This is a genomic window from Nocardia sp. CS682, assembly GCF_004634405.1.
GTDB classification, from domain to species: domain Bacteria; phylum Actinomycetota; class Actinomycetes; order Mycobacteriales; family Mycobacteriaceae; genus Nocardia; species Nocardia ninae.
Genome location: NZ_CP029710.1, coordinates 8,858,905 through 8,881,486, shown reverse-complemented (window position 1 = coordinate 8,881,486; position 22,582 = coordinate 8,858,905). Strand labels below are relative to the sequence as shown.

25 protein-coding genes are annotated in these 22,582 nt (G+C 67.9%); 14 read left to right on the top strand and 11 right to left on the bottom strand.

The annotated features are described in order from the left end of the window. Nucleotides 1–138 precede the first annotated feature (138 nt). Nucleotides 139–828, top strand: a complete 690-nt coding sequence (locus DMB37_RS40170; protein ID WP_206055138.1) for a TVP38/TMEM64 family protein — start codon at nucleotides 139–141, stop codon at nucleotides 826–828. A gap of 14 nt (nucleotides 829–842) precedes the next feature. Here the strand turns inward: DMB37_RS40170 and DMB37_RS40165 are convergent, their stop codons facing one another. Both DMB37_RS40165 and DMB37_RS40160 read right to left on the bottom strand, forming a co-directional pair. Then, the gene (locus DMB37_RS40165) at nucleotides 843–1,745 is read right to left on the bottom strand and encodes a S1C family serine protease (RefSeq protein WP_135238116.1); all 903 of its coding nucleotides are present in this window, start codon (nucleotides 1,743–1,745) and stop codon (nucleotides 843–845) included. Between the two features lie 139 nt (nucleotides 1,746–1,884). After that, the gene (locus tag DMB37_RS40160; protein ID WP_228540822.1) at nucleotides 1,885–2,172 is read right to left on the bottom strand and encodes a hypothetical protein; all 288 of its coding nucleotides are present in this window, start codon (nucleotides 2,170–2,172) and stop codon (nucleotides 1,885–1,887) included. Nucleotides 2,173–2,539: 367 nt separating this feature from the next. Between DMB37_RS40160 and DMB37_RS40155 the strand changes: the two genes are divergently transcribed. Genes DMB37_RS40155 through DMB37_RS40135 form a run of 5 tightly spaced genes read left to right on the top strand, consistent with a single transcriptional unit; the run spans nucleotide 2,540 to nucleotide 7,847 of the window. Beyond that, complete coding sequence (locus DMB37_RS40155) at nucleotides 2,540–3,418, top strand: metal-dependent hydrolase (protein ID WP_135237201.1); 879 nt, start codon at nucleotides 2,540–2,542, stop codon at nucleotides 3,416–3,418. 32 nt (nucleotides 3,419–3,450) lie between these two features. Next, the gene (locus DMB37_RS40150) at nucleotides 3,451–4,314 is read left to right on the top strand and encodes a metal-dependent hydrolase (RefSeq protein WP_135237200.1); all 864 of its coding nucleotides are present in this window, start codon (nucleotides 3,451–3,453) and stop codon (nucleotides 4,312–4,314) included. Next, nucleotides 4,311–5,849, top strand: a complete 1,539-nt coding sequence (locus tag DMB37_RS40145; RefSeq protein WP_135237199.1) for an NAD(P)/FAD-dependent oxidoreductase — start codon at nucleotides 4,311–4,313, stop codon at nucleotides 5,847–5,849. Before DMB37_RS40150 ends, DMB37_RS40145 begins: the two co-directional genes overlap by 4 nt. Continuing rightward, complete coding sequence (locus DMB37_RS40140) at nucleotides 5,846–6,790, top strand: SDR family NAD(P)-dependent oxidoreductase (RefSeq protein ID WP_135237198.1); 945 nt, start codon at nucleotides 5,846–5,848, stop codon at nucleotides 6,788–6,790. Before DMB37_RS40145 ends, DMB37_RS40140 begins: the two co-directional genes overlap by 4 nt. A gap of 4 nt (nucleotides 6,791–6,794) precedes the next feature. Beyond that, complete coding sequence (locus DMB37_RS40135; protein WP_135237197.1) at nucleotides 6,795–7,847, top strand: ferredoxin--NADP reductase; 1,053 nt, start codon at nucleotides 6,795–6,797, stop codon at nucleotides 7,845–7,847. A gap of 9 nt (nucleotides 7,848–7,856) precedes the next feature. Here the strand turns inward: DMB37_RS40135 and DMB37_RS40130 are convergent, their stop codons facing one another. From DMB37_RS40130 to DMB37_RS40120, 3 genes are read right to left on the bottom strand one after another with little or no spacing between them, the layout of a single operon-like run. Next, nucleotides 7,857–8,576: a TetR/AcrR family transcriptional regulator gene (locus tag DMB37_RS40130; RefSeq protein WP_135237196.1), complete on the bottom strand. Its 720-nt coding sequence runs from the start codon at nucleotides 8,574–8,576 to the stop codon at nucleotides 7,857–7,859. 57 nt (nucleotides 8,577–8,633) lie between these two features. Then, complete coding sequence (locus DMB37_RS40125) at nucleotides 8,634–9,581, bottom strand: magnesium transporter CorA family protein (protein ID WP_135237195.1); 948 nt, start codon at nucleotides 9,579–9,581, stop codon at nucleotides 8,634–8,636. Between the two features lie 2 nt (nucleotides 9,582–9,583). After that, the gene (locus DMB37_RS40120; RefSeq protein ID WP_107656469.1) at nucleotides 9,584–9,772 is read right to left on the bottom strand and encodes a hypothetical protein; all 189 of its coding nucleotides are present in this window, start codon (nucleotides 9,770–9,772) and stop codon (nucleotides 9,584–9,586) included. A gap of 540 nt (nucleotides 9,773–10,312) precedes the next feature. Here DMB37_RS40120 and DMB37_RS40115 point away from each other — a divergent pair. Both DMB37_RS40115 and DMB37_RS40110 read left to right on the top strand, forming a co-directional pair. Next, nucleotides 10,313–10,651, top strand: a complete 339-nt coding sequence (locus DMB37_RS40115; RefSeq protein WP_240772159.1) for a metalloregulator ArsR/SmtB family transcription factor — start codon at nucleotides 10,313–10,315, stop codon at nucleotides 10,649–10,651. A 93-nt stretch (nucleotides 10,652–10,744) separates the two neighbouring features. Beyond that, complete coding sequence (locus tag DMB37_RS40110; protein ID WP_167769091.1) at nucleotides 10,745–11,269, top strand: DUF3558 family protein; 525 nt, start codon at nucleotides 10,745–10,747, stop codon at nucleotides 11,267–11,269. On the opposite strand, the gene DMB37_RS40105 is transcribed toward DMB37_RS40110, so the two are convergent. The 6 genes from DMB37_RS40105 to DMB37_RS40080 form a co-directional block, all read right to left on the bottom strand. Then, the gene (locus tag DMB37_RS40105; RefSeq protein ID WP_135237193.1) at nucleotides 11,266–12,987 is read right to left on the bottom strand and encodes an urease subunit alpha; all 1,722 of its coding nucleotides are present in this window, start codon (nucleotides 12,985–12,987) and stop codon (nucleotides 11,266–11,268) included. The two genes, DMB37_RS40110 and DMB37_RS40105, sit on opposite strands and share 4 nt — an antisense overlap. A gap of 100 nt (nucleotides 12,988–13,087) precedes the next feature. Then, complete coding sequence (locus DMB37_RS40100; protein ID WP_135237192.1) at nucleotides 13,088–13,405, bottom strand: urease subunit beta; 318 nt, start codon at nucleotides 13,403–13,405, stop codon at nucleotides 13,088–13,090. A gap of 50 nt (nucleotides 13,406–13,455) precedes the next feature. Further along, a complete protein-coding gene (locus DMB37_RS40095; protein ID WP_107656465.1) occupies nucleotides 13,456–13,758 on the bottom strand; it encodes an urease subunit gamma in 303 nt (100 codons plus the stop codon). Nucleotides 13,759–13,841: 83 nt separating this feature from the next. Continuing rightward, the gene (locus DMB37_RS40090) at nucleotides 13,842–14,231 is read right to left on the bottom strand and encodes a PaaI family thioesterase (protein WP_370465442.1); all 390 of its coding nucleotides are present in this window, start codon (nucleotides 14,229–14,231) and stop codon (nucleotides 13,842–13,844) included. Nucleotides 14,232–14,331: 100 nt separating this feature from the next. Next, nucleotides 14,332–15,150 (bottom strand): carbonic anhydrase, encoded by an 819-nt coding sequence (locus DMB37_RS40085; protein ID WP_135237190.1) that lies wholly within the window; start codon nucleotides 15,148–15,150, stop codon nucleotides 14,332–14,334. A gap of 396 nt (nucleotides 15,151–15,546) precedes the next feature. Continuing rightward, on the bottom strand, nucleotides 15,547–16,257 hold the full coding sequence (locus DMB37_RS40080) for a hypothetical protein (protein ID WP_135237189.1): 711 nt from the start codon (nucleotides 16,255–16,257) through the stop codon (nucleotides 15,547–15,549). Nucleotides 16,258–16,364: 107 nt separating this feature from the next. Between DMB37_RS40080 and DMB37_RS40075 the strand changes: the two genes are divergently transcribed. The 6 genes from DMB37_RS40075 (at nucleotide 16,365) to DMB37_RS40050 (ending at nucleotide 22,578) form a co-directional block, all read left to right on the top strand. Then, the gene (locus DMB37_RS40075; protein ID WP_135237188.1) at nucleotides 16,365–17,411 is read left to right on the top strand and encodes an iron ABC transporter permease; all 1,047 of its coding nucleotides are present in this window, start codon (nucleotides 16,365–16,367) and stop codon (nucleotides 17,409–17,411) included. Beyond that, nucleotides 17,408–18,493, top strand: coding sequence for an iron chelate uptake ABC transporter family permease subunit (locus tag DMB37_RS40070; protein ID WP_206055137.1), 1,086 nt, complete (start codon nucleotides 17,408–17,410; stop codon nucleotides 18,491–18,493). The genes DMB37_RS40075 and DMB37_RS40070 overlap by 4 nt, the downstream gene beginning before the upstream one ends. Continuing rightward, nucleotides 18,490–19,359: an ABC transporter ATP-binding protein gene (locus DMB37_RS40065; protein WP_135237187.1), complete on the top strand. Its 870-nt coding sequence runs from the start codon at nucleotides 18,490–18,492 to the stop codon at nucleotides 19,357–19,359. The genes DMB37_RS40070 and DMB37_RS40065 overlap by 4 nt, the downstream gene beginning before the upstream one ends. Before the next feature lie 78 nt (nucleotides 19,360–19,437). Beyond that, on the top strand, nucleotides 19,438–19,827 hold the full coding sequence (locus DMB37_RS40060; RefSeq protein WP_107656458.1) for a BlaI/MecI/CopY family transcriptional regulator: 390 nt from the start codon (nucleotides 19,438–19,440) through the stop codon (nucleotides 19,825–19,827). Between the two features lie 40 nt (nucleotides 19,828–19,867). Next, the gene (locus tag DMB37_RS40055; RefSeq protein ID WP_107656457.1) at nucleotides 19,868–20,806 is read left to right on the top strand and encodes a M56 family metallopeptidase; all 939 of its coding nucleotides are present in this window, start codon (nucleotides 19,868–19,870) and stop codon (nucleotides 20,804–20,806) included. Nucleotides 20,807–21,000: 194 nt separating this feature from the next. Further along, a complete protein-coding gene (locus DMB37_RS40050; protein ID WP_135238113.1) occupies nucleotides 21,001–22,578 on the top strand; it encodes a DEAD/DEAH box helicase in 1,578 nt (525 codons plus the stop codon). The last annotated feature ends 4 nt before the right edge of the window (nucleotides 22,579–22,582 follow it).

The following is a 22,582-nucleotide window of genomic DNA, read 5'->3' as shown; positions in this document are numbered from 1 at the left end:
GTGTGCCGAAACCGCCGCATTCGCCCAGTTCAGCGACTACTTTGGTTAACGAGCATTCGTCCCGTTTCTTCTGATGCTAGCGGGACCGCTGCGACACGTTGTCTCCCAGTACCACTACCACCCGGTAACCTGGCCCCGGTGACCAGGCTGATCCGTGACCCGCGCGTGCTCGCGACGATCGTCGGCATCGCCGCGTTGTTCGTCGCCGCGCTGCTGGTCCCGCTGCCGACTCCACAGCAGATCCAGGACTGGGCGGGCTCGGTCGGGCCGATTTTTCCGTTGGTGTTCTTCGTCGTGCACGCGCTGGTGACCGTCGCGCCGATCCCGCGCACGGTGTTCACGGTGAGCGCCGGATTGCTCTTCGGCCCGGTGCTCGGCATCGCGCTGGCCGTCGGCGCGACCACGGTCAGTGCCGCGCTCGCCGTCCTGCTCGTGCGCGCCTTGGACCGCGAACAGGTCGCCTCGCGCCTCACCCACCCGGCCGTGCGCTCCGTCGACGATCGGCTGCGGCGGCGCGGCTGGCTCGCGGTCGGCTCGCTGCGCCTGATCGCCTTCGTGCCGTTCTCGGTACTCAACTACTGCTGCGGACTGTCCTCGATCCGCTTCTGGCCGTACATGGTTGCCACTCTGCTCGGCGTGCTGCCCGGCACCGTCGGCACTGTCATCCTCGGCGACGCCCTCACCGGCAACACCCATCCGGCCCTGATCGTGTTCTCCGGTGTGCTGATCGCCATCGGCGTGCTCGGATTGGTCGTCGACGCGCGCTGGAACAGCGACGAGAGTGTCGTACCGGCCGAGGAACCCACACCAGCCGCAGTCGCCGAGTAGCCCGGCCGATCAGCTCAGTCGACGGTCAACTCGATCGGGACAGCGACCATGTCGACCATGGCACCGTTGCGCAGCACGGTGACCGGCAGTTTGACACCGATCGCATCGGCGAAGAGCTGGCGCTGGATGCCCTGCGCGTCACGCACTTCGGCGCGCCCGACACTGAGAACCAGATCGCCGCGGCGCAGGCCGGCCTGCTCGGCCGGTCCGCCGCGGACGACCTCCATGATGCGGACACCGGCACTCTGACCGGTGCGAGCGGCGACGGCGGCGGGTAGTGGTGCGGGCATGCCGACCAGGCCCAGGTACGCGCGGCGCACTCGACCGTCGGCGTGCAGGGTATCGATGATGCGCCGAGTAGTCGCGTTGATCGGAATCGCCAGGCCCAGACCGATTCCCGCGACGGCGGTATTGATGCCGACCACCCGGCCCGCGGAATCCGACAGCGCGCCACCGGAATTGCCCGGATTGAGCGCCGCGTCGGTTTGGATCACGTCCTCGATGACCCGTCCTGCGCGGCGGGAGGCCACCGGGACGGCACGACCCAGCGCGCTCACCACCCCCGCGGTGACCGAACCGGCGAGTCCGAGCGGGCTGCCGACGGCCACCACCAGCTGACCCACCACGAGTTCGTCCGCGTCGCCCAGCGTCACCGCCGCGGGCGCGCCGTTGCGGGAATGCAGGACGGCCAGGTCGGAGAGCGGATCGATGCCGACGACCTCGAACTTGGCCTCCACCCCGTCGGCGAACACCACCTCGCCGCCGCTGGCCGACCCGATGACGTGCGCATTGGTCAGCAGGAAGCCGTCTTCGGTGAACACCACCGCCGACCCGCTGCCCCGCCGGGTGCGCACACTGGCCACATGCGGCGTGACCGACGCGGCGACCCTGATCACCGTGCGCGAATAGGCATCCATCGCGGCGTCATCGTCCACGTCGACCACCACCCCTGATTACCCGGCTACACCAACCCCTCCAGCATGCCCGCACTCCGCTCGGGGCGCACTGTGTTCACCAGAGCCCCAACCAAATCGGCCACGCGCACCGGGGTGACGGTCAGGCGGCGGGGCTCATGGTGGCGCCTTCGAAGAACTCCGCTTCGGTCATGCCGAGCCGCGTGGTGACCAGCTCGAGGGCGAGGCGAAGGACCTCGGGCGCGGTAGGCGCGACCACCTGCGACTGCTCGAGCCGCGTGGTCCCGCATTCGACGCGCACCCGGCAGCGCCAACCGGTGCGGTCAGGGTAGGGCTGGGGTCGTCCGATCGCGACGTATACCGGCACGCCGTCGTGCAGGAACTCGTTCGTGGCCAGCAGGTCGTCGGCCGGCGTGATCATCACAGCCATCTCAGCCACGACCGATCACAAGCAATGTTGCAGCTACAAGTCGGTTCCTCATCGGATGCTCCCGGTAATACTCAACAGGCAGGGCACTTACGACTATCCGTTCGCGATGAATCTAACTCGACTGCCGACACTCCGCAACATTTGAGCAAACATTCAGTCACGGCGGTTGAACCCCCCACCTCTTCGACGGCCGCGCCGCCCGTCGGCCGACGAACTCTGGTCAGCATTACCAGACACGCCAGTCCAACAGGCACAACGGAATTGCCTCTACCTGCGACATCCGAAACGCCTATTGCCTCATCCGTCTGAGACGGTATCGTACTAGTAGTACCGCATACTGACGGTACCGAGCTCAATGAGGTGCGAGATGACCGAGCAGAGTGTGCGAACCAAGGAACGCGCGGGCAGCGGATATCCGAGAGCGAGGCGAATCAGATTCCGCTTCGGCGAGCCGGTGCCCATGTCGAAGTACTACGCCGGCGGCGACATGGTGTTCAGCCACTTCATTGCCGGTCTCTCCGCGGGATTCCCGCCGGGCGAGGAGTCGTTCATCCGCTCGGTGCGCCGATTCGCCGACGAGATCACCGATCCGGTGCTCAAGAAACGAGTCGCCGGTTTCATCGGCCAAGAGGCGATGCACGGCCAGGAACACCGGCGGCTCAACGAGAAGCTGATCGAGATGGGCTACCCCATCGAGTGGCTGGACGCACCGGCGGCCGTCGAACGGCAGAAGCGCCTCGAACAGCGCATCCCCGCGCGGCTGCACCTGGCCGCCACCGCGGCGGCCGAGCATTACACGGCGGTGCTGGCCGAACGCGTGCTGTCCAGTCCTGAGATCCAGGCCCTCGCCGGCGACGACGAAGTGCGAAACCTTTTGAACTGGCATGCTTTCGAGGAGCTGGAGCACAAGTCGGTGGCCTTCGACGTGTACCGCGCGGTCGGCGGCACGGAGACGATGCGCATCCTCACCATGGCGACCCTGGTGGCGCTCACTCTCCCGCTCACCGCTGTCGGCCTCAGCGTATCGCTCGGCCGGGATCCAGACGCGCGACGTTATCCGTTGAGCCTGGCCAGAGAAGCCTTCACGCTCTTCCGCGGGCCGGTCTTCCGTGGCATCGGCCGCGAGCTGGTGCTGTATCTGCGGCCCGGCTTCCATCCCGACGACATCGATTCACGAGAGTTGTTGCAGCGCTGGCAGAAAGAACTCTTCGGCACCGACGGCACCCTCGTCGGCCACCTCGAGTAGCCCCACCGAACCCCGAATCAATGGAGATTCCCATGACTTCCAGTGCGCAGCACACCGGCGCGGGCAGCTACCCGAAGGTGCGGCGGATGAAATTCCGCTTCGGCCAGCCGGAACCGATGACCAAGTACTACGCGGGCGACGACATCGTGCTCAGCCATCTGGTCGCACTGCTCTCGGCCGTCTTTCCGCCCGGCGAGGAATCGTTCATCCGATCGGTGCGCCGCTTTGCCGACCAGATCACCGATCCGGTGCTCAAGAAGCGGGTCGCCGCCTTCATCGGCCAGGAGGCGGTGCACGGCCAGCAGCACGGAAAGCTGAACGAGCAGCTGTTCGCGCTCGGCTATCCCCTGCAACAGGTGGTGAGCCGGCAGCACCGACTCGTCCAGCAGGCCGAGCGGCTGGCGCCGCCCGCCGCCCACCTCGCCATCACGGCCGCCGCCGAGCACTACACCGCGGTACTGGCGGCGCGGGTGCTCTCCAGCAGCGAAATCCAGGCGCTCGCGGGCGATCCCGAGGTGCGCAACCTGCTCAACTGGCACGCCCTCGAAGAGCTGGAACACAAGTCGGTGGCCTTCGACGTCTATCGCGCGGTCGACGGACCGGAGTGGCTGCGGATCGCCGTCATGTCGGTGCTGTACGCCTTCACGATTCCCGTGGTCGGGCTGGGAGTGCTCGCCGCGATCGTTGCCGATCCCGCCGCATGGCGGCCGGTCACCGTCGCCCGGCAGTCCTATCGGCTGGCGCGCGGGCCGATCGTGCGCGGTCTGCTCAGCGAGATCCAGGTGTATCTGCGGCCGGGGTTCCACCCCGACGATGTGGACACCGCCGCCCTGCTGCGGCAGTGGCAGAACGAATTGTTCGGCGCCGAAGGCGCGCTCGTGGATCGCGTCCGATGAGCGCCCTGCTGCCCGATTACGAAGTGATCGTGGTCGGGGCGGGGTTCGGCGGCATCGGTGCTGCCATCGCCCTGCAACGCAAGGGTATTCACGACTTCGTCATCGTGGACAAATGGGATCGGGTCGGCGGGACCTGGCATGCCAACACCTATCCCGGTGTCGCCGTGGATATCCCGTCGTTCATCTACAGTTTCTCCTATGAGCAGCGCGGCGACTGGTCGCGAATCTTCGCGCCGGGCACCGAGTTGCGCGACTACGCCGAGAGCATGGTCGACAAGTACGGGCTCCGGCCGAAGCTGCGACTGAACACGACGATCGTCTCGGCGGCGTTCGACGCCGAGGACAGCGTCTGGTTGCTCGGCACCGACGGCGGCCGCACGCTCACCGCCCGCTACGTCGTGATGGCGATCGGCGGGCTGGAACGCCCGAAGATGCCCTATATTCCAGGCCTGCACGACTTCGGCGGCACCCTGATGCACACGGCGCTGTGGGACGACGATGTCGCGCTGACCGGCAAGCGGGTCGCGGTGATCGGGACCGGCGCGACCGCACTGCAACTGGTGCCCGCCATCGTCGACGAGGTGGCGCACCTGAGCGTCTTTCAGCGGACACCGATCTGGGTGTTCCCGAAAACCGATGCGGCGGTGGGCCGGGTCGGGCGCGCGGTGCTCGAACGGCCGTGGGTGCGTTCCGGTATCCGCCTGATCGGCACCGTCGCCACCGAGATCGGCATGGGCGGCATGGTGGCCGGCCCGACCTGGCTGTCCGACGCGGGCCGGCGGCTGGCGGAGATTCCGGCGCGGCGGTGGATGCGCGGCCAGGTGCACGATCCGGTACTGCGCGAGAAGCTGATTCCGGCCTACGGGCTGGGCTGCAAGCGGCCGTCGATGTCGAACGACTACCTGTCGACGTTCAATCGACCGGATGTCAGCCTGGTCACCGAGCCGATCGGGTTCGTCGGCGAGCGCGGGATCACCACCGAGGACGGGGTCGAGCACCCGGTCGACGTGCTGATCTGCGCCACGGGATTCAAACTGTGGGAGAAGGATTCGATACCGCCCTTCCCGGTCACCGGCCGCGACGGGCTCGATCTCGGCGAGTTCTGGGACCGGCATCGGTTCCAGGCCTACCACGGCGTTTCGGTGCCCGGGTTCCCGAATATGTTCACCATCACCGGACCCTACGGCTTCGTACTCGGCTCCTACATCTGGATGATCGAGGCCACCGCCGCGCACCTGAGCCGGGCCATCGCCGAGACCAAGCGGCGCGGCGCGACCGAGTGCGAGGTCAGCAAGCAGGCGCACGACGGATACTTCGCCAAATGCCTACGCCGCCAGCAGAAGAACTTTCTGTTCACCGACGCCTGCACCGGATCGAACACTTACTACGTCAACAGCCACGGGGATTCACCGTTCCGGCCGTCTACCCACGGCGAGATGTACTGGCAGAACCGGCATTTCGATCTCGACGACTACCACTATCGGAATACCGTTCCCGCACCGCGGACCGGCGCGATCCTCGAGGAATCCGTATGAAACTCACCAACATCGAGCCGAACCTGGTGGTGGTGACCGGCGCGGGCAGCGGCATCGGCCGGGCCATCGCTCTCCGATTCGCCAGGGCGGGCGCACATGTCGTGGTCTCCGACCTCGACCTGGACTCGGCCCTGGCGACCGAGGCGATGATTCGTGCACGCGGCCTGCGGGCCTCGGCGGCCCGCCTCGACGTCACCGATCCGGCCGCGTGGGAGACGTTCGCCCGGGACGTGCTAGCCGACCACGGCGTGCCGGACGTCCTGGTCAACAATGCGGGCATGCTGGTCAGCGGCGCGTTCGTGGACCTCTCGCCCGCCGACTGGGATCGTCAACTCGGCGTGAACCTGCTCGGGGTGGTGCACGGCTGCCGTGTCTTCGGGCAGCAGATGATCGACAACCACAAGCGCGGGCACATCGTGAACATCGCATCGGCTGCCGCGTTCACGCCGACGCCGGTGATGTCGGCGTACTCGGTGTCCAAGGCCGGGGTGAAGATGCTCACCGAGTGTCTGCGACTCGAGTTCGGGCCCAAGGGCATCGGGGTCAGCGCGATCTGTCCCGGTGTGATCAACACCAATATCGGCGAGCACGCGGTCACCGTTGGGGTGGATCAGGACCTGATCGAGCGCGGCAAGGAACTGACCCGGCGCGTACAGGACGCGGCCGCGAAATTGCCGTTCTCGCCGTTGAGTCCGGATCTGGTCGCGCGGGCTGCCCAACGGGCGGTGCGCTATGACCTCGCGGTCGTGCCGGTGCGCGCCGAGGCGTGGCTGGGGTACTTCATGCTGCGCATCGCGCCGGGGGTGAACCGGCGGTTGACCCAACCGTTGGATCTGCAACGGCTCGAACGGATCGGACGGCGCGTGCTGCAGCTGATCGATCCGGCCGCCGCGACGCCGGTAGCCCAGCCCCTTTCACCGCCGCTCGAGGTGTCGAGGTAGCACGATGAACGCGGACAACGGTGTGCGCGGACATGTTTTGAAGGTCGGTGCGGTCGTCGAGGAGACGGCCGATGCCCGCACCCTGATCTTCGAGGTACCCGACGAGCTGAGCGAACGCTTCCGCTACCGCCCCGGTCAGTTCCTCACCCTGCGGGTGCCCAGCGAGCGCAGCGGCTCGGTGGCGCGGTGCTATTCGTTGTGCAGCAGCCCGCACTGTGACGACCGGATCGCCGTGACCGTCAAGCGGATACCGGGCGGCTATGCCTCGAACCTCCTCTGCGACACCGTCGCCGTGGGTGACCTGATCACGGTGCTGGAGCCGTCCGGTTCGTTCGGCCCGCGCGACCTGGACGCCGATGTCCTGCTGTGCGCGGCGGGCAGCGGCATCACACCGGTCATGTCGATCATCAAGTCCATGTTGGTCGGCGGCAGCGGAAATATTGTTGTGCTTTATGCCAATCGGAATCGGCAGTCGGTGATCTTCGCCGACGCGCTCGACAAGTTGGCGAGCCGCTACCCCGGCCGTTTACGCGTAGTGCACTGGCTGGAATCGGAGCGCGGGCTACCCACCGCCAAGGCGGTTGCCGAACTCGTACGGCCGCACTCGAATCGTGACTGGTTTCGTTGCGGGCCCGCCGGATTCATGACTGCCGTGGGCGCAGCGGCCGCGGCGTTGCACGTACCGGCGACTCGTATACACACCGAGGAGTACCGATCTCTGCGGTCGAACCCGTTCGATGAACCTCCCCGCGTCAGCGAAATACCGCCAGCCGCAACAGATGTCGCCATCGCCGAAGTAGAGATCGATGGCGCAACCCACATCCTGAACTGGCCCAAGCACACTCCCCTGCTGGATGTGCTGCTGGACAACGGGATCGACGCGCCCTACGTCTGCCGCGAATCCGCCTGCGGCACCTGCGTCTGCTCGGTGAAGCAAGGCCGCACCCGAATGCGGCAGTGCGAGGCGCTCATCGATGACGAGATCGCGCTCGGCCTGACCCTTGCCTGCCAAACCCTCCCGGAGTCACCCAGGGTCCATATCGCCTTCGACCAATAGCGGGGCGATTCACTCCGGCAAGAACGCGAGGTGAGCCGGCTTGTCCACGTCGATCGACAAACTGTTGAGTTCGGCGACACCGTCGAGCATGCCGCGGGCGATAGTGCTCACGTGCTCGGTGAATCGCTCAGTCGACATCACGTCGGTCCTGGCCCGATTCGCCCCGAGCCACCAGTCGGTCGCCGAGCCCACCGCGCCGAAGATCGCATAGGCGGTGAGCTCCAGACTGCCGGTATCGACATCCTGCCCGGCCAGCCGTTCCTCGATCAGCTGCGCCGCCACCAACGCCGAACGCTGAGCCACCTCGATGGCCCGCTCCGGCTGCTCGGCCTGCTGCGCCATCCGGCTGTGCACCAGGAAGCGGAACACATCGGGCTGCTCCTCCACCACCGCGACATACTCGGCGATCGCGGTGCGCAGCAATTCGGCCACCGAATCGGTGGTCAGGCTGATCTTCGCGAGCACGCGCTCCCACAGCATGCTCTGCACCCGCTCGAGGATCGCCAGATACAGGTCGGTCTTGTCCGCGAAATGCCGGTACAGCTTCGGCTTGGCGCAACCCGCCGCCCGCGCGATGTCATCCATGCTCACGTCGGGCCCGTGCTCGGCCAGCGCGCGGAACGCGGCATCCACGAACTCGCCGCGCACCTGCTCCCGATGCGCACGCCACCGTTCGGTCCTGGCATCCAGGCGCGGCGCGGCGGGCGAGCTACTACCGGCGGCCGTCATGCCAGTCATGATATTGACTACCGAGCCAAGCCACGCCGTGCGGGCCGATCCCCACCGTCAGCGCAGCCAGCCCTTTCGTTTGATGTAGGCCAGCGGGATCACCGCGGCCACCAGGGTCATGCAGGTGGTGGCGACGAAGCCGTGCTGCCATTCCAGTTCGGGCATCCAGGTGAAGTTCATGCCGTAGAAGGTGGCGATGAGGGTGGGCGGCAGGAAGACCGCGGTGATGATGGTGAACACCTTGACGATCTGATTCTGTTTGACGTCGAGCCAGGTCATCACCGACTGTTGCAGGTAGCGGACCTTGTCGTGCTCGAAGCCCGCGTGCTGCTTCACCCCGTCGATATCGGCGATCAGGATGGCGAGCAGGCTCTCCAGTTCGGCGCTGTGCACGGTGCTGTCGGCCATCAGATGTCTTGCGGCACGGGCTAATTGGAGCTGGGTCTCCTGGGTGCGCGAGACGATCTCCTCGGCCGCGTTCATCCGCGACATGGTGCCGCGCATGTCGGCGACGCCGATCTCGCGGCCGCGCTGGTCGTAACCGTTGGTGGCCATCTCGATCTCGTCGTTCATCGCCTCCAGCGCGTCGCTGGCGTAGTAGATGACCCGCTCGGACGCCTCGTTCAGTGCCCAGAGCAGCGCGTACATCACGCCGTGCGCGGAGCCGGTGAGGGCCGGGTTGCGGCGCATCTTCGCGATCGCCTTGTCGAACGGCACGAAGTGCTCGTCCGGCTGCAGCGTCACCAGGAATTCGGAACCTAGTGCGAAGACTATCGTTTCGCGTTCGATGGCGTCGCCGCGCTTGTAGTTGGCGACGACCGGCAGGTACAGGAAGTTGTCCGTCTCCCAGACCCGGTTGCGCGCGGCGGCGAAGTCGACCCCGAGCCGCTCGCGCAGGACCGCGGCGGTGTCGGTATCGCCCGCCGCCAGCGGAATCCAATGTTGTTGCAGGACTTCGGTGTCGAACCGGTCGGCGGGCACGGCGGCGCTACTGAGGGCAGGCATCGCTACCGACCGTAGGACGAGTGGGCGGGCGAACCGGACGAGGAACCGACCGGCCCCTGCGGATGGGCGTAGTGCATGGTCAGCAGTCCCGCACTGATCAGCAGATAGAGGCCGATGGTGAACCAGATCGACTGCCGCTCCAAATTCGGTGCGCGGTGCGCTGTTTCGGCCTTCTTGAACATGATCGCCATGGCGGAACTCCCCTACTTCGTTGCGTCTGGAACTGGCAGTGCCCGCCTACCTCGCGGGTCGAGTGTCCGTGCGCGGGCATGATCGAACCGCGCCCGGATGCCGGCGCGCGGCCTTGCACATTCGCGCTGGTAAGCGCCCTGTGCGACCTCCCGCGCTCACACTTGTCCGCGTTGTATCCGGTGACAAGTGCTCCGTCGGGGGACGGTCGCGCCGACTGGACAGGCTGACGCCGTACGCGCCGACCCGCCGGGTCGAAAAGATCGAGAATTGGTGCCGCGTCAGGCGATCGACCGGCCGCTCAGCACGGCCACAGATCGCGCGGGCAGATCAACGACGAACCGGCACAACCCGTTTCGTTAGGGAGAACCGGCCAGAGACGTCGATACTGTCAACCGGCATCAGCCGCTCACCCCGTTTCGTTGGTTGTTCATTTACGCGGATTCGCGCACTCATTATTAGAAACCCGCTGCCCCACATCCGTCAATCAGTTGCGCAAGTATTCCACTCCGTGCCACGCTACCGACAGGTTGGAGGCGGACGTGACCGAGCACGGCGAGCCGGGTCCCATCCCGGCGGCTCAACTACATGACGCGGCAGCGGTTTTCGGCATGCTCGCGGCCACCGCCCGGCTGCAGATCCTCTGGCTGCTCAGTCAAGGCGAACGCGATGTCGGCACCCTGGCCGGCGAGATCGGCCAAACGGTCCCCGCGGTGAGTCAGCACCTCGCCAAACTCAAACTGACCGGTCTGGTGCGCATGCGCAAGGAGGGCAGGCGCAATGTCTACACGATCGCCGATCCCGGCATCGCCGATATCGTCCACCTCGCCTTCCGCCACCACCGGCTGCACGGTGGCCGGCTGCCCGACGGGGTCGACTGAGACCAAGATCGCCGCTGCTCAGGTCGCATATCTACAGACCGGTCGGTACCGTGACCTGGTCTGACCCCTTTGATGATCGAGAAGGGAGCGGTGATGACCCCGTTCTCTGCCCGCAACGCCGGATGCGCCGTGCTCGCCCTGGCCGGATTGGTGACGGGATGCACCAGCACCCCGGACGCCGCCCCCGCCGCGCCCGCCAGTCCGTTCGCCGACTGCGCGCCGGTGACCACCCAGCAGATCAGCGACGCCGTTCACGCCGACAGCCTCACCGCGCACCGCACCGCGCAGGCCTGCTTCTGGGAGGCGCAGGTGGGTGAGGGCGACGCGGGTATCAGCTTCACCTACTCCGCGCAGGACTCGCTCCAGCAGCTGTGGGACCGTGCCAGAGCAGGCGGCTTCCAGACCGAGCACATGGTGATCACCAAGCACGCCCTCGGCACGGTCACCGCGACCGCGTTCTACGTACGCAACCCGCACGATCCCGGCGACTGCGCGGTCGTCGCCGCGTCCAACGGCGCCATCACGTGGCGGGTCCAGAACCGTTCGCGCACAACAGCACTCGATCCATGCGCGGCCGCCTTGCAACTGGCCACGCTGATGGTCGACCTATCCCCCTAGAACAGGAAATAGCGCTGGGCCATCGGCAGTTCGGTGGCGGGCTGCTCGGTCCAGACCTCGCCGTCGATGCGCACGGTGAAGGTGTCCGGGTCGACCTCGATGCGCGGCATGGCGTCGTTGTGCGGCATGTCGGTCTTCTGGCGATCGCGAACGTTCTTGACCGGCACCAGCTTTCGGTTGATGCGCAGCCGGTCGGCCAGGCCGTCGTCGATCGCCTGCTCTGAGACGAAGTGCAAAGAGGTCGCGGCCGCGACGAGCGGGGCGGCACCGAACATGGGGCGCGGCAGCACCGGCTGCGGGGTCGGGATGGAGGCGTTGGCATCGCCCATCGCGGCCCAGGCGATGGCGCCGCCCTTGAGGACCGCGTGCGGGCGGACACCGAAGAAGGCAGGCTCCCACAGCACCAGGTCGGCGAGCTTGCCGACCGCCACCGACCCGATCTCGTGGTCGAGACCGTGCGCAACGGCCGGGCAGATGGTGTATTTGGCGATGTAGCGCTGCACCCGGGCGTTGTCGGCGGCGCCGTCGCCCGGCAGCGCGCCACGGCGGCGCTTCATCACGTGCGCGGTCTGCCAGGTGCGCATGACCACCTCGCCGATGCGGCCCATGGCCTGGGAATCGCTGCCGATCATCGAGATCGCGCCGAGGTCGTGCAGCAGGTCCTCGGCCGCGATGGTGGACGGGCGGATCCGGCTCTCCGCGAACGCGAGGTCCTCCGGGATGGACGCGCTCAGGTGGTGGCACACCATCAGCATGTCCAGATGCTCGTCGAGAGTGTTCACGGTGTGCGGGCGGGTCGGGTTGGTCGAACTCGGCAGCACGTTGAGATGCGCCGCGACAGTGATGATGTCGGGTGCGTGGCCGCCGCCGGCGCCCTCGGTGTGATAGGCGTGGATGCCGCGGCCCGCGATGGCGCCGAGGGTGTCCTCGACGAAACCGGCCTCGTTCAACGTGTCCGAGTGCAGGGCCACCTGCACGCCCGCCGCGTCGGCGACGGTGAGGCAGGCGTCGATCGCGGCCGGGGTGGAGCCCCAGTCCTCGTGCAACTTGAAACCTGCTGCGCCGCCGCGCAACTGCTCCCACATGGCGTCGGCGCTGACCGTGTTGCCCTTGCCGAGCAGCACAATGTTCAGCGGCCAGCCGTCGGTGGCCTCCAGCATCCTGGCCAGGTGCCAGGAACCGGGCGTGACGGTGGTCGCCTTGCTGCCCTCGGCCGGGCCGGTGCCGCCGCCGATCAGCGTGGTGATGCCGCCGCCGAGCGCCTCGTCCATCAGCTGCGGACAGATGAAATGCACATGGCAGTCGATGGCGCCCGCGGTGAGTATGCGGCCGTTACCCGCGATGATCTCGGTGGACGGGCCGACGACCAGGTCGGGGTGCACCCCGTCCATGGTGTCGGGGTTGCCCGCCTTGCCGATGCCGCAGATGCGGCCGTCCCGAATACCGATGTCGGCCTTGATGATGCCCCAGTGGTCGATGATCACCACCCCGGTGATCACCGTGTCCGGGGCGCCGTCGGCGCGGGTCGCGCGGGACTGGCCCATGGATTCGCGCAGCACCTTGCCGCCGCCGAAGACGGCTTCGTCACCCGCGAGTCCCGGTCCGCCGCTGCGGTCTTCGGTGATCTCGATGAACAGATCGGTGTCGGCCAGCCGAATTCGGTCGCCGGTGGTCGGCCCGAACAGCTCCGCATACCGTGCGCGGCTCAACTCACTCATCGTGCCCTCTCGGAGTCGGCGCACACTTTTTGATTTCCCGCACCGGAAATCCCATGCGATTCCGTATGCGGGAAATCAGAAGTCGTGCGGCTGCGCTTGCTCACTGCGGATCGTCCAGATGGCCGGGAGCGGGGAAGGTGATGCCGTGCACCTCGCGGGTGCCGCCGATGGGGACCAGCGAAACGCGTTGCCCTAGGCCGGGTTCGAAACGCACGGCGGTTCCGGCCGGGATGTCGAGCCGGTAGCCGTGCGCGGCTTCGCGGTCGAACCGCAGCGCGGCATTGGACTGCGGGAAGTGCACGTGGCTGCCGACCTGCACCGGCCGGTCGCCGGTATTGACCACGTCGAGTGCGATCCGGACGGCACCGGCGTTCAGCTCGATAGTGCCCTCGGCACAGCGGTATTCACCGGGAATCATGCCGCGTGCACCCGCCCGTCGGCTTCGCGTCGTTGTCTCATGCGGCGCTCCTAGCCGATCGGATGGTGGACGGTGACCAGCTTGGTGCCGTCGGGGAAGGTGGCCTCGACCTGGACGTCGTGGATCATCTCCGGCACGCCCTCCATCACGTCGGCGCGGGTGAGAACCGTTCGCCCCGAAGACATCAGCTCGGCCACCGAGCGACCGTCCCTTGCGCCTTCGAGCACGTGGTCGCTGATCAGCGCGACGGCCTCGGGGTGGTTGAGCTTGAGCCCGCGCGCCTGCCTGCGCCGGGCCAGCTCGGCCGCGTAGCTCAACAGCAGCCGTTCCTGCTCGTGCGGCGACAGTCGCATGCGGGTTCCTCACCGGGTCGGGGGTGGTCGGGGTGACGGTCATTCTGGCACGCCCGTCCCGGCGATGCGGGACGAGCGCCCGTTCAGTCCCTGGCAGGCAGGTTCTGCAGCCGGACCTGGCCGCGCGCGACCACCCGCTCCTGCTCGTCGGTGATCACCACCTGCCACAGCTGCTGCAACCGGCCGCGGTGGATGGGGGTCGCCTCGCCGTAGAGCGTGCCGTCGCGGACCGCGCGTAGGAAGTCGGTGTTGTTGTTCACCCCGACGACCGTGCCCTTGCCGCCGTACCAGATCCCGCCCGCGACGCTGGCCAGCGTCTCGATGACGGTGCAGTAGACGCCGCCGTTCTGAATGCCCGCGGGCTGGTACAGGTGCGGTTTGACGGTCCACTCGCCGCGCACCCGGTCCGGGCTCAGCTCGGTGTATTGCAGACCGATCAGGTCGCTGAACGTGCCTTCGCTGGCCTCCGTCATCTGTTCCGGCGTGATCGTCGCGAGCCAATCCGCCGCCGGCTTCTCCTGATCTGTCATGCGGTCCACTTTTGCACAGCGGTTTCCACCGATTACCGCTGGCTCACCCGCCTGCCAGCGTGACCGGTCGTCCGTTCAGCGGCTGGGTGGGGCGGTTGCTGTGCGGGAACAGGGCTCGGAACCGGTCCACACCTGCGGTGGCGACCGGCACCGGGTGTTCGAGCACGGTCCACGAGACGCCCTCGCTGCACGGTGGCGTGGTCAGCGAGCCTCGGTAGCGGAACTGGTCGAGGTCCGCGGGCAGGAGGGCGCGTAAGTCGGTCGGGGTTTCGATGATCGTCTCGGCGTCCACCGTTGTCGGTGCGGTCGAAAGGATTTCGTCGAACGGCGAGGCCTCGTCCGCCGCCTCCAGCAAGACGCCGAGCACCGCGAGATTTCCCGCGCTGCTCTTGTGCACCAGGTGCAATTCCATGGCCGTGCCGCTGCCGTCGACGGTGTGTTCGCTCGGCAGGTGGAAGTGGAACTGCGTGAGTTCGTAGGCCACTCCCCCGACGACGAGGCGATTTCCGTTGCCCGCCTGCAGGTTCGCCTGCACGGTATGGCCGTTGTCGACCAGCCGCAGCGTCGGCACCGAGCCGTAGTCGAGGGTGATGTGCTCGGCCGGGTCGAGCCGGGTATGGCTCGGTAGATCGATGGGCGACTGTTCGTGGCCGCTCTTACAAGTGAGGTAGTCGTGGTCCAAATCGGCCCAGTGGTCGGGACCTTCGGCGTCGTAGTCCCAGTGCGGTGCGGCATGCGCGGCCGCGCTGATCGGGACCTGACTGCGCGATTTCGGCTCATCGCCACAGGCGGCGGCGAGCAGCAGCGCCGTCGCGGCCGAGGCCGCGGCGACGGAACGGAAACGGGTTGGTTCGGCGAGCACCCGGCACACTCCTCGGTACAGGATGAGCGACGGCGAGAACGTTTGCCGGACAAGGCAAACGGGCGTCGGCGACTCGGCAGCGGTGCGGCTTCGGTCGCACCGAAAGGTCGGCGACACGGCACCGGACAGCGCGGCGGTTTCCGACCCGCCGTTTTGTCCGAAATGCGACGAATCACCCAGGGGTTCAGGGGATTTCGCTTCCGTGTCGGCGTCACAGTAGACCCGCGAAATCGCGGCACGCCAGGGAACGAAAAAGCGAGATAGGTCACACCTGGACAAAGCGAAGGGCTCCACCCCTGGGGGTGGAGCCCTTCGCGGCAATGGATCGGGGGTCACCGCAGCCCTCGGGACTCTCGACCAATCCTTACGCCGGTTATGACTATAGGTCAGGCTTACCTAACTTAGCAAGGCCGTCGCGCGTCGAACCGGTAATCCACGCTGCTCCAAGGCCGCCAAGAGCCCTTGACCGCGCCGCGTGCCGACCACGGCGTCGGTGCCGGCCAGGTCCGGCACGTACGTCGAGGCGCCCACGATGGATTCACCGACCAGCAACCAGAATCGGCGCGCACTCAGCCCGGAGTAGCGAGCCATGCTCGACTGGATCAGCGTCAGCGACGGCTCGCAGCGATGTGCGAGCCAGACATACATCGCACCCTCGCACGGCAGGCTCACCACACCCGGCTCCTCGGCTAGCGGGTCGCCGTCGAGCACCCGAATAGTGGTGTCGCCCAGCCCGGCCCAGTCGATGCCGCCGTCGTTGTCGGTGTGGATCCACAGGTTCTCCAGGCCCGGATCCCAGGCCCGACCCTCGGCCACCAGCAGCGCGATCACCCGGCCGACCACCGCGTGGATCAGCGCGGTCGCCACCACCTCGGCCGCGACATCGGCGCGGATCATCTCCGCCGCGTGCCTGCGATACATCCGTTCGATCCGGCCTTCACGCACCCCGTCGGCGAGCCGCCACCATCGGCGCTTGCCCTGCTCGACCATCGCCGCCACCGCATACACACGCGGATGCTCGGGCTGCAGCGCGCGCAGCCTGTCACACGTGCGATCGAACGCCAGGTACGTATGGCGCGGCGGGCAGGTGGTCATGAGCTCGGGCATTGAACCTCCTCGAGGATTGGCCGTAGCGGTGCGTACCGCAAGATAGGTTAGGCTTACCAGACCAACCAGTACTCTGCTACAACGAATCTCAGGAGTAGCTCGTCACCGTGACCACGCTCGGCACCACACGGCGGCGTCGCCTGACCGGCCTGCTCGTCCTGACCGCACTGCTCCTGCTCGCCGTGGTTGCCAGCATCGCGATCGGTACCAGGTCGCTGGCGCCGGGCACCGTCTACGACGCCCTGCACAACGCGCTCACCTGTCCCGGCGGACCGTTCAGTTGCCCGGCCGGTTCCACCGCCGAGGAAATCGTACGTGGACTTCGGCTCCCTCGCACGGCACTGGCACTGGTCACCGGACTCGCCCTCGGCATGGCCGGCGCGCTGATCCAGGGCTACACGCGCAACCCGCTCGCCGACGCCGGACTGCTCGGGCTCAACGCAGGCGCGGCGTTCCTCGCGGCGCTGAGCATCTATCTATTCGCGTTCACCGCGCCGGAGCAGTACATCTGGTTCGCCTTCGCCGGGGCACTGATCGCAGGGGTTGTGGTGTTCAGCGCCTCGGCCATCGGCGGCGGCAAGGCGAGCCCGTTGAGCCTGGTGCTGGCCGGCGCGGCAGTCAGCGCATTTTTGCAGGCGATGACGAATGCCATTGTGCTGCTTGACCCCGCGGCGCTGGATACCTACCGATTCTGGGTCGTCGGCACCGTCGCAGGCCGCGACGCCTCGGTGTTGTGGCAGGTACTGCCGTTCCTGGCACTCGGTCTGCTGCTCGCCCTCATCGCCTCCCCCGGCCTGAACCTGCTCAGTCTCGGCGACGATGTCGCGCGCGGGCTCGGGGTGAATATCGGCCGCAGTCGTGCGCTCGGACTGGCCGCGATCGTGCTGCTGTCCGGCGCGTCGACCGCGGCGGTCGGCCCGATCGCATTCCTCGGCCTGGTGGTGCCGCACCTGGCCCGGGTGATCACCGGACCGGATTACCGCTGGCTCATCCCGTACTCCGGATTGTTCGGCGCGCTGCTGCTGCTGCTCGCCGACATCGTCGGACGCGTCGTGGCCAAACCGGGTGAGTTGCAGGTGGGCGTGATGCTGGCCGTGGTGGGTGCGCCGTTCTTCATCGCGTTCGTCCGTCGTCGGAAGCTGGTGAGCCTGTGACACTGTCACTGAAGACCGAGGGTGCCCGGCCCGCGCTGCGGGTCGGGCCCGCCTCGGTGGTGTTGCGTCCGGTGATGGTGCTCGTCGTCCTGGCGCTGGTCGCGCTGCTGGTGCTGTGCTTCTGCCTGGACGTCGCCACCGGCGAATCGCACATTCCGCTCGGCCGGGTGATCGACGTGCTGACCGGCGGCGGAACCAGAGCCCAGCGGTTCATCGTGCTCGACTCCCGGCTGCCGCGGGCGCTCACCGCACTGGTGGTCGGGGCCGCGCTCGGACTCGCGGGTGCGATCACCCAGTCCATCCTGCACAACCCGCTCGCCGCGCCGGACATGCTCGGCATCACCACCGGCGCCAGCCTCGGCGCCGTCGCGGTGGTCGTCGGTGGCGGTGGCACCGGGCTACTCGCGACGTTCGGCGCACCGCTGGCCGCGCTGGCCGGCGGGCTGCTCACCGCGGTGGCGATCTATCTCTTGGCTTGGGGACGCAGTCCGACGGGCGATCGGGGCGTGACGGGTTTGCGCCTGGTCCTGATCGGCGTCGGGATGAACGCCTTGCTGCTGGCCGGCATCAGCTGGTTGCTCACCCGCGCCACGTTGCAAGACGCCCAACGAGCCCAGTTGTGGCTCAACGGATCGCTGAACAACGCCGATCGATCCGGTTTGCTCCCAGCGGCATTCGCGCTGGCCGTGGTAGTGGTCGTCGCGCTGGGCTCGGCCCGCACCTTGGCCGCGCTGCGGCTCGGCGCCGACACCACCCGGTCGCTGGGTGTGCACATCCAAACCCAGCAGGCCATCCTGATCGGCGCGGCGGTGGTCGGCGCCTCGGTGGCGACCGCGGCCGTCGGGCCGGTGAGTTTCGTCGCGCTGTCCGCGCCGCAGATCGCGCGGCGACTGCTGCGCACCCCCGGCGAACCGCTGATCGGGTCGGCGCTCACCGGTGCCATTCTGGTGGTCGGCGCGGATGTCGCGTCGCGCTCGCTCTTCCCGGCCGACCTGCCGGTGGGCATCGTGACCGCGGCTTTCGGCGGACCGTTCCTGCTCTACCTGCTCGTGCGAATGAATCGGAAGGCGACGCTGTCATGACCACAGACGCTGCGACCACCGCGGAATCGGTGCCCGCCCGGCTCGCCGCCGACGACGTCACGCTCGCCTACGGCGACCGGGTGATCATCGACGGGCTGACCCTCGACATCGCGCCCGGCGTGATCACCACCGTGATCGGGCCCAACGGCTGCGGCAAATCCACCCTGTTGCGCTCGCTCGGCCGGCTGCTCCGCCCGCAGCAGGGCCGAGTGTTGTTGGACGGCAAGGCTATTTCGACGATGAAGACCAAGGACGTGGCCAGGGTGATCGGCATGCTGCCGCAGTCGCCGGTCGCGCCGGAGGGGCTGACCGTCGCCGATCTGGTCGCGCGCGGGCGGCATCCGCATCAGTCGTGGTTCCGGCAGTGGTCGGCCGCCGACGAGGACGAGGTGATGACCGCGCTCGCGCAGACCGGCATCGCCGATCTGGCCGACCGCGCGCTCGACGAGCTCTCCGGCGGACAACGCCAGCGCGCCTGGATCTCCATGGCGCTGGCCCAGGGCACCGACATCCTGCTGCTCGACGAGCCGACCACCTATCTCGACCTGGCGCACGCGGTGGACGTGCTCGACCTGGTCGACCGGTTGCACGCCGAGCTCGGCCGCACCGTGGTGATGGTCCTGCACGACCTGAATCTGGCGATCCGCTACAGCGACGAGCTGATCGTCATGCGCGAGGGCCGCATCGTCGCGCAGGGTCGGCCCGCCGACATCATCGACGTCGCTTTGCTGCGCGAGGTTTTCGACCTCGACGCCTCGGTTCTGGAGGATCCGGTGTCCGGTCGGCCGATGGTGGTGCCGATCGGAACGCGCCACGTTCTCGGCAAGGCAGGCGGGCCCGTCATGCCCGAATCCACCGCCGTATGACAAATACCACACCAGCTATTCCATAGTTACGACACCCTGTAGTACGCATGCGCGTCGTTGAGTCCGTAAAATTGTGGAATGGCAGGACTTGGTGAACTCGAGAAAGCGGTCATGGACCAGTTGTGGTCGACCGATGAACCGCAGACAGTCCGGCAGGTGCACGAGGCATTGGCCGCACGCCGCGAGCTCGCGTACACCACGGTGATGACGGTGCTGCAACGACTCGCGAAGAAGAATCTCGTGGTCCAGCAGCGCGACGACCGTGCTCATCGCTACGCGCCCGTGCACAGCCGGGACGAATTGGTCGCCAGCCTCATGGTGGACGCACTGCAACAGGCCGACGCCGCGGGCAGCCGCGCCGCCGCGCTGGTGCACTTCGTGGAACAGGTCGGAAAGGATGAGGCTGCCGCACTTCGCGAAGCACTCGCTAAGCTCGAAGCGAACGAGGACACACCGCCCCCGCAGTAGACTCCTCGCGACCTTGCCCCCAACGCAGTGAGCTGAGTCGATGAACGCAACCGCGCCGGTATTCGCCGGACTCGCATTGCTTCTCGCGGGGCCTGCCCCGGCCTTGCTCAGCCGGGCGACCTGGACATACCGGACGCCCCGCGCCGCGCTCGTGCTCTGGCAGGCCATCGCGCTCGCCGCCGTGCTCAGCGCGTTCGGCTCCGGCCTGGCCATCGCCGCCGAACTGCTGGTGCCCGGACCCGACGGCAGGCCGACCACCGCACCCACCCGCGAGATCGACGCGCTCGGGTTACCGCTGTGGCTGGCCTACGTTTTCGTGTTCGCGCTGACACTGCTGGTCGGCGCGCGGTTGTGTTATGCGATCGTCCGGGTCGGGGTGCACACGCGGCGTAGGCGGGCCAGGCACCGGATGCTCGTCGACCTGCTCGATCAGAGCGGTCCGCGCCGCCGCGCCTCCGATATCCGGGTGCTCGCCGCGACCGAGCCGATCGCCTACTGCCTGCCCGGGCTCCGCCAGCGCGTGGTGATCAGCGAAGGCACCCTGACCAACCTGGACGACGCGGAGATCACCGCCATCGTCAGCCACGAACGCTCACACCTGCGCGCCAGGCACGACCTGGTGCTCGAGGCATTTACCGCTGTGCACGAAGCGTTTCCGCGATTCGTGCGCAGCAAGGCCGCGCTCGGCTCGGTGAAGCTGCTCATCGAATTGCTCGCCGACGACTCCGCGGTGAAGGTGACCGGGCCGAAGCCGCTCGCACGTGCGCTCGTCGCCTGCTCGAAATCCACCGCGCCCCAGGGTGCGCTCGCCGCGGGCGGGCCGACCACCCTGATTCGCATCCAGCGCCTCACCGGGCGGATCGGCGACGTTCGGGTCGCCACCGCCGCCTACCTCGGTTCGGCCGCCATCCTCGTCGTACCCACCATGGCCGTCGCGGTGCCCTGGCTGGTGGAGCTCGAACGCCTGTTCCGCGGCTAGCGGATCATAGGACGTATCCTGGACACTTGGCCTGCTACTCGGCCGGCCGCATCGTCTCTTCGCGCTGCTGTTCTCCCGTAGCGCGCACCGCCCCATCTACAACGCGTTTTCCGAGCACGAGCGCGTCCTACGAAAGGCACACAGCACCCGTGACCCCCTCGACACCCGTCGCCGCGGCGCCCACCGTGACCTTCATGGACCTGGGCCTGCCCGCCGTGCTCGTGCAGGCGCTGCGCAACGACGGCATCGAGGCACCGTTTCCCATCCAAGCCGCGACGGTGCCGGATGCGCTGGCGGGCAAGGATGTGCTCGGCCGCGGCCCGACCGGGTCCGGCAAGACCCTCGCGTTCGGGCTGCCCATGCTGGCCCGGCTCGCCAGCGGATCGACCAAGCCGGGGCGGCCGCGCGGACTGGTGCTGGTGCCCACCCGCGAACTGGCCGCGCAGATCGAACGGGCGCTGGACGGACCCGCGCTCGCGATGGGGCTGCGGGTCGCGTCGGTGGTCGGCGGCGCGCCGATCCGGCGACAGGCCGAGCGGCTCGCGCGCGGCGTCGATCTGCTCATCGCCACACCCGGGCGACTCTCCGATCTGATCGCGCAGGGGTCGGCGGGGCTGTCCGAGGTGCGGATCACCGCGCTGGACGAGGCCGATCACATGGCCGACATGGGGTTCCTGCCGCAGGTCACCAAGCTGCTCGACCAGACACCGAAAGATGGTCAGCGCCTGCTGTTCTCGGCCACGCTGGACGGCGAGGTGGACAAGCTGGTCAAGCGCTACCTGCGCTCCCCCGTCACCCACTCCACCGCGCCCGCGTCCGCGTCGGTCACCACCATGACGCACCACCTGCTCTTCGTGCGCGACAAGCTGGCCAAGCGGTCCGTGGCCGCCGAGATCGCCGCGCGCGACGGGCTGACCATCATGTTCGTGCGCACCAAGCACGGCGCCGACCGGCTGGCCAAGCAGCTGCGCGGGGCAGGCGTCGCGGCGGGCGCGCTGCACGGCGGCAAGGCGCAGAACAACCGGACGCGCACGCTGGCGGCGTTCGCGGACGGGTCGGTTCCGGTGCTGGTCACCACCGATGTCGCGGCCCGCGGTATCCACGTCGACAACATTTCGCTGGTGGTGCACGTCGATCCGCCCGCGGAGTCCAAGGCGTATCTGCATCGCGCCGGGCGGACCGCGCGGGCGGGTGAGGACGGGGTGGTCGTCACGCTGGTGATGGACGAGGAGCGGCGCGAGGTCGAGGCGATGACTCGTAAGGCGGGTGTCGAGATCGTGGGGATCGATGTTCGGCCCGGCGATCGTCGGCTGATCGAGATCACCGGGGCGCGCCAGCCATCGGGCGTTCCGGTGGCCGCGCCCGCGCCGCCCAAGCAGCCTGTGGCGGAGAGTAATTCGGGGACTGGTCGGCGACGCTCCGGAGCGGGGCGGCGGTCGGGTGAGACGCGCGGCGGGGGTGCGCCGGTGCGGGCCGAGCATGCGGCGGCCGATCGGCGCAAGGATGGTTCGGCGAAAGGGTCGTCGCGCGATCAGGGTTCGAAGGGCCGGTCCGGCGCGGGTAGTTCGGGCGGGCGCGCTGCGGGTTCACCGAGTGGCAGTGGTTCGAGCGTGCGTGGGGCCGGATCGGCCAAAGTCGGGGGTGGCGCGGGCGGACGTGGGCGCGGGTCCGGTCCAGCTGGGACTACCGGCGGCGACACGCCCGGGAATGAACGGCGACGCGCCGTGCGCCCGGAGCACTCGCCGGGGACTCGCAACCGTGGGGCAAACTGACGGT